This window comes from Providencia sp. UF-224 (assembly GCF_058245955.1).
Window position 1 is genome coordinate 1 of sequence record NZ_JBSICC010000077.1, and the last position, 1301, is coordinate 1301.

At 45.8% G+C, this 1301-nt stretch carries 3 protein-coding genes; 2 read left to right on the forward strand and 1 reads right to left on the reverse strand.

Annotated features, from left to right (window positions below; genetic code table 11):
- On the forward strand, positions 1-473 hold a 473-nt coding region (locus tag AC4IFO_RS22825; protein WP_490737828.1), incomplete at its 5' end, for an N-6 DNA methylase.
- Positions 474-657: 184 nt separating this feature from the next.
- Here AC4IFO_RS22825 and AC4IFO_RS22830 read toward each other — a convergent pair.
- On the reverse strand, positions 658-780 hold the full coding sequence (locus AC4IFO_RS22830; protein ID WP_490737829.1) for a hypothetical protein: 123 nt from the start codon (positions 778-780) through the stop codon (positions 658-660).
- A gap of 157 nt (positions 781-937) precedes the next feature.
- On the opposite strand from AC4IFO_RS22830, the gene AC4IFO_RS22835 reads away from it, so the two are divergent.
- A partial coding sequence (locus tag AC4IFO_RS22835; RefSeq protein WP_490737830.1) for an antirestriction protein occupies positions 938-1301 on the forward strand: 364 nt, incomplete at its 3' end.

The following is a 1301-nucleotide window of genomic DNA, read 5'->3' on the forward strand; positions in this document are numbered from 1 at the left end:
TATTCGCCAAACTAATGGCAATTTGTGTTAATGCCTTAGACAGTCAAGCGACTGATTTTTTAGGGGAACTCTTTATGTCATTAGAACTGGGCGAAGGGGCATGGGGGCAGTTTTTCACCCCATTTCATATTAGCCAGCTAATGGCAAATCTTATCATCGGTGATTGCAGTAAGATAATTGAAAAAAATGGCTATATCAGTGTGTGCGAGCCTACGTGCGGGGCGGGCGGAATGGTGATTGCCTGTGCAAATTCTGTTTTACAACAAGGCTATAACTCACAAACGCAAATGATCGCGGTATGTACGGATATTGATGAGGTTGCTGCCCGAATGTGCTACGTCCAACTGGCATTATTGGGGATACCTGCCATTGTGAATATCGGTAACAGTTTGACGTTGGACGTTCGCCAAACACTGTATACCCCTATGTTGATGTTAAATTCATTCCGTTTTAAATCCTTTCTCACCGCCTAATTTACGTTATTTTCAAGGGGATTTGTTCCCCTTTTTGCGCATCGGCTTAATCCTGGCATCGAGCCAGGCTCAATCCGACAAAGACAACCCCTGCGCCATTTTACGCTGACGCGTGGCGCAAAGGACAGGGATGCAAGCTCCCTGCGGGAGCTGCCCCTGGTTCACTGCTTAGCGATGCTAAGCGTTAATGGCGACTTGCCGTTCGCTTCTCTCGCGGCAAGTCGGGTGCTGCCATCTTCATCACCTGTGTGATTAATCTTTCATCGAGCACCTCCGCTTGGCCTAAAACATAGCCTCGTCTCGTCATACAGCAAGCGTAAAGTGCACTCCACCAAAATTCTTGTCGCTGCGCTTACCAACAATTTTGTCTCCGCCCTTGCTTGCTTCCTCGTCTCGGCTATGTACGGCCTTTGCAGCGGAGGAACTCGACGAAAGAAATCATTAACACAAAGGAGGATTCAAAAATGTCATCACATCAAAACCTTGCAGCTCCAGAATCTAACGAAAGAAATGGAAAAGACGAAATCGCAATCACGGCTATTGAGGTGAAAAACTCGCAAGCCCGTTTAACGTTTTTACCTTCCAAATTAGGGCGGTATTGCATTGCATTTGAAAATGCAATCTATAACTGGATGACTCGGAACGCCGTAGCCTATAACGGCGGCTATTGGAATTTTTATACGTTGTCGAATGGCGGTTTTTATCAGCAACCGACAAAGGGCTATATGATCACCTCACCAAACGGATTTATGGATGATACGACCGCACAAGAAACAGGAATTATTGTCACGCTAATGATGTTAAGCCATTTTTCATTTGTGACCTATG

Coding starts and splice junctions, on each gene's coding strand:
- AC4IFO_RS22830 (WP_490737829.1), bottom strand. CDS start 780: ATGACGAGACGAGGCTATGTTTTAGGCCAAGCGGAGGTGCTCGATGAA.